This window comes from Barnesiella sp. CU968, assembly GCF_905219685.1.
GTDB classification, from domain to species: domain Bacteria; phylum Bacteroidota; class Bacteroidia; order Bacteroidales; family Muribaculaceae; genus Lepagella; species Lepagella muris_A.
In genome coordinates, this window is the sequence record NZ_CAJMXD010000225.1 from 1 (window position 1) to 4,894 (window position 4,894).

General features: G+C 49.8%; 5 protein-coding genes. All 5 read right to left on the reverse strand.

The window, feature by feature from the left end:
* On the reverse strand, nt 1-104 hold a 104-nt coding region (locus JX312_RS09135; RefSeq protein WP_255563912.1), incomplete at its 3' end, for a S4 domain-containing protein.
* A gap of 30 nt (nt 105-134) precedes the next feature.
* A complete protein-coding gene (gene pth / locus JX312_RS09140; RefSeq protein WP_128707789.1) occupies nt 135-698 on the reverse strand; it encodes an aminoacyl-tRNA hydrolase in 564 nt (187 codons plus the stop codon).
* An 80-nt stretch (nt 699-778) separates the two neighbouring features.
* Nucleotides 779-1,432 (reverse strand): 50S ribosomal protein L25, encoded by a 654-nt coding sequence (locus JX312_RS09145; protein WP_123405415.1) that lies wholly within the window; start codon nt 1,430-1,432, stop codon nt 779-781.
* Nucleotides 1,433-1,622: 190 nt separating this feature from the next.
* Nucleotides 1,623-4,715 carry a PD-(D/E)XK nuclease family protein gene (locus JX312_RS09150; protein WP_204457781.1) on the reverse strand — a complete coding sequence of 1,031 codons (3,093 nt, stop codon included), beginning with the start codon at nt 4,713-4,715 and terminating at the stop codon, nt 1,623-1,625.
* Nucleotides 4,712-4,894, reverse strand: a 183-nt coding sequence (locus JX312_RS09155; protein WP_204457782.1) for a hypothetical protein, incomplete at its 5' end; no start/stop codon positions are given. The genes JX312_RS09155 and JX312_RS09150, both read right to left, overlap by 4 nt.

Here is a 4,894-nt window from a genome sequence, read left to right on the forward strand (position 1 = left end):
CCGCCTATCGACACCCTCCCCTTCTTGCACGCTTCCGTGGCTATGGTTCTCGTCTTGAAAACCCGCATCGCCCAAAGCCATTTGTCTACTCTCTCTTCAGCCATAATCTGTCAATTATAAAAACCGCAAACCTGTCATTTATTGAAATGTGTCATCGCGAAGTCTGCTCCCGAGAGGCAGAATGCCTTCACCGCCTCGGAGGCTTTCTTCAGGAGCGCGGGCATTTCAGCCATCTCTTCCGGCGGGAATTTGCCAAGCACATAATCGACCTGACAACCTTTCGGAAAATCGTTGCCCACTCCGAATCGCAGACGCGCATAGTTCTGCGTGCCGAGTTCGGAGGCGATATTTCTGAGTCCGTTATGCCCGGCGTCAGAGCCCTGCTTGCGCATGCGGATCGCTCCGAAAGGCAACGCTATGTCATCGACGATGACAAGCAGATTCTCCAGCGGAAGTTTCTCCTTGTTCATCCAATAACGCACGGCAACCCCGCTCAGGTTCATGAAGGTGGAGGGTTTCAGCAACATCAGCTCGCAGTTCTTGACCTTCACCTTCGCCATATCCCCGTAACGGCAGGAAGTGAATGACACTCCCGCCTCTTCAGCCATATGGTCTCCAAGCATGAAACCGGCGTTATGACGTGTGCCGGCATATTCCGGACCTATGTTGCCAAGACATGTAATCAAATATCTTTTCATATCTTCATTCTCTTATTACCAAAAGACACCCCTCCCAATGCGGGGAAGGGTGTCTCTGAAATTTTGTCTGACAGCGCTGATTAAGCCTCTGCTGCTTTGGCTGCGGCACCACGTGCGGCACGTGTGAGCTGGACAGCGCAGACAACGGCGTTCTTGGCGTTCATCAGTTCAAGACCCTCATAGTGGAGATCACCGACTGCGAGAGACTTGCCGAGACCAAGGTGGTCAACATTGATGACAAGACGCTCGGGTATCTCAGTGTAAGCTGCTTTAACCTTAAGCTTACGCATTGACATAACAAGCTTACCACCGGCTTTCACACCCTCTGCGTGACCCTCGATCTTGACGGGAACTTCCATCACGATGGGCTTGTCGGGATAAACCTCAAGGAAATCGATGTGAAGAACTGTATCCTTAACAGGCTGGAACTGAAGATCTTTCATCACAACTTTCTTAGTCTCGCCGTTGACATTGAGGTTAACCTCGAAGATATCGGGAGTATAGATGAGCTTACGAACATCATCGTTCTTAACTACGACGTCTGTTGTGATGATACCGCGCTTGTCATCGATCTCAACGAGTTTCTCACCCGGTTTGAGAGTGCCGTTGAAAGGAAGTTCAACGATGGTGCCGCCGTTGATGACTGCGGGAATCTTACCCTCCTTGCGGAGAGCCTTCACCGATTTCTTGCCCAGTTCAAGACGGGGCTCTGCATTCAAATCAAATGTCTTCATTTTCTTTTAAATTGTGTTACTCAAAATAAGTCTGCTCCGGCATTCTTTCGCCTTTGGGAGCGGCGCGCGGGGCGCCTGCAAATTTCCCATCACACGTTTTTGCTCAAAAGCGCCGCAAAGTTAACTCTTTTTTTCCACACCGCCAAATAACTAAGAGAGTTAACTCGTCCTGACTTATTTTTTTACGGGATCAGTTGCGCCCGCAAAGGTCATGGAGATGGCAGAAGCGACAGTGGCTTTCATCCTCGGCGGGAGAAAAGGGAACCATCGGATCGAAGATCTCCTCTATCATACCGTTGACACGTGAAAGGAACTCAGCGTTGACCTGCTTGTGACCGTCTAACTTTTCTTTTCCGATTTTTGGTGTTACCTCTCCGTCGGAGACTATGCGTCCTACCTCATAGATCGACACCTTCACATCTTCATCCATCCCTCTGTCGAGATTCAACAGGTTTGCATACAACAGCAGCTGGAAAAGATTCTTGGCGGAATACTCTCCGTTGAAGATATCCTCAAACTCCTCCGCAGCCACAAGACTTCCGCCGGTCTTGTAATCGACAATTCGCCACCGCTCCGCTGTCGTTCCGGGGCACAGCACGTCAAGACGGTCTATAGCATATTTCATGTTCACTTTCCTTCCCGGCGAGAATTCCCATTCATAAAGCCCGGTCATCTCTCCTCCGGCAAGTTCAAAGGGAGCCAGGCTGAGATCATATCTCAGAATATCACGTATCTGCCCTTCGAGCTGACGCGCCACCATAGCAGCGGCTCCCTCTATCGGATCGTCAAGTTCCTCCCCCTTTTTCTTAAAATGCTCCTTGTTTATAGAGCGACGGAGATGACGGAGGATGAGCCCGGTGTCTTCAAGCATTGATGAAAGCCGCTCCGCAGTCATGAGAATTCTGTTTACAAGAAACTGTTTACGGTCTTTTTCCGGGAAATACAGACATAACATGGTGTCATGTATGATGTTTCCCTGTGTAATCGGATCTATATAGTCGCCGGAATCAGTGTCTGTTTTAAGATTTGCGATTACCTCATAATAGAATTTCACCTGACATTCACCATATTTGCGCAATGCCGACGCCGAGAAGTTCCGATGTGAGCCGGGGCGGGCAAATTCCATTATGTCAGCCATAACCGACGATGTCTTTTCAACCGGGCGCAGTTCCGGAGTTGTGTCAGAGAGCATAAACCTGTAATTCTCATATCTTATTCCGTTGCGGGCATAGAGATAGCGCAGCTGTCTAAGATAACGGGACTCTCCTCCGGAACGCATCCCCTCTCCGCTTCGCGCATCATATATAAGAGTCACAGATTTCGCACGTGAAATCATCCGATAGAAATAATATGCGAAAAGACGCTCCTGATAGTTGGAATAAGGGAGTCCGTAGCCATGACGCAGCGAGTCAGGAATAAATGTGGCTTTACGCGCTTTCCTCGGCATAATACGGTCATTAAGCGAAAGAATCACAAGATGGTCGAAATCGAGCGCGCGCGTTTCAAGCAGACCCATGACCTGCAATCCTTCGAGAGGCTCGCCTTCGAATGTGACCCGTTCGCCTGAAAGAAGCTTGTCGACCATATAAAAGACTCCCTGCAGTCCCATCTCTATTCCATGTTCGGCGGCAGCCCACTCAAGCCGCCTCAATGCATCGCGATAAAGCGCGATATGGGAACGGTCGATCCTTGACTTCACCACGCCTCCGGGTTCATCGGCAAGTGCCGCGTCTATATGGGCAAGGACGTTGTCAATATATCTTATCCCCGCTTTGGTGCCGGTGCCGAACGACTCCATATCAAGCACAGAGACAGAACCGTTTTTTACGACCCGCATCATGTCTCCCATGGTCACGACAAGACGGTGATGATTCAGAATATCGGAATTAAGTTCCGAAACATTGCGGCTGCCAAGCAACGCATGGGCAAAGGGATGAGAAAGAAGCATCCTCACATCTTCATGAAAATAAGCCGTCTCGCCGTCACGCTTACGACTGCGGGCATGCAGTTGCCGGAGATGATGCAGAAAAGAGGCAACGGATGTGAGACGCAAAGAATAACCCATCGTAAGATTCACTTCCGACAAAGATTCCGGAAGCGCATATAGAAGGGGGAACAGCAGATTCTTGTCGGGGAGCACCACCGCCACGCGGGCATCCCGCACATCATCGGCGCCCACAAGCTCTACAAGCTCTCTCACCCGCGATGCCGCAATCTTGGTCTGAGCCGAATTGGATGGAGAGGCTATCACCCGCATATCCGACGGCATCGTCTCTACACGGTTGCGCTCAAGATATGGCAACGCCCAGCCGGGAGAGGGGAAATTGCGTTTGTCAAGGCGAAGAAACGCCGCCGCATCGCTGTCGGGCGATTCCAGAACCGGTCCGGTTGCATCCCAATAGAAATCGGCAAATGATTCCTTTTCATCGTCATGATATCCCCCTGCCTTCGAAATCTCCTCGAAAATAAGGGCTTCGGCTGTAGACAACGCGTTAAAACCGACGAAGACGATTTTCTTATATTCGAAAAGCTCTCTCCCCTTCTCCTGTATCCGCCGCAACGCCACGCGGTAGACACCGCCCGGTGTCGCAAGCCCTTCCGCAGCAAGATTTTCATCAAGAGCATGGTAAAGAGGAGCCATCGCCTGCCACAGATACATGAATCGCTCCTTGATGGATGAATTACCTTTGGGAGGAACAAGATTTTTCCAGAACCTCTCCACATCCCTGTAATTGGGAGTATAACCGAAATAACGTTCCAGTATCTCAAGCTGGTCGGGCGTCAGAAAGTTGGATGCAATCTCACGGTAATCGCTGACGTTGGCGAATATGGCATCCGGATCCACATTATACTGGTCCACCTCGCTGAAATCAGAAAGCAGAATCTCGCCCCAGCTTCTGAAGGCGTCAAACTCAAGGAGTTCGTCACCCTGCACACTGCCGGGAATCAGCGACCGGTTACCCCTATATATATTGAACAGGCGGAACAACATGTCAATGCGCGTGGCAACGCCCCGACCTGACACATTCTCTACAAAATCCGATACCGAAAGCACCTCCGGTGCCAGCAGAACCCTGTTTCCGAGCATATTGGAAAGACTTTTGAGGAAGAACGTCCCCGACCGTTTGTTTGGAAACACAAAACAGAATTCCGACATGTCGGAAAAATTCTCGGCATAAGCCCGCGCCACAGAGTCGAGAAAAGACTCCCGTTCACCTGTGCCCGCACCTGCGGTTCCATTGCCTGCNGCATCAATCATATTTACAGCTGCATCCTTTTTCATATTGCAAAAATAATGAGATTGAAAACACATTTTGCCCTATCAAACTTAAAGAATGTTAAAATCCAAATATTTTTTGATGTTATATAGCATGTTTCAAAAATATCCCATCTTTTACAGTCCAAAAACGAGCAAACCCTTTTGTACATTGGCGTGAAGCCATGTGCAAAAGGGTCTATATA

What these genes read in the sequence shown, in the direction of transcription:
- pth (WP_128707789.1), bottom strand. Translation starts at nt 698, where the DNA reads ATGAAAAGATATTTGATTACATGTCTTGGCAACATAGGTCCGGAATAT.
- JX312_RS09145 (WP_123405415.1), bottom strand. Translation starts at nt 1,432, where the DNA reads ATGAAGACATTTGATTTGAATGCAGAGCCCCGTCTTGAACTGGGCAAG.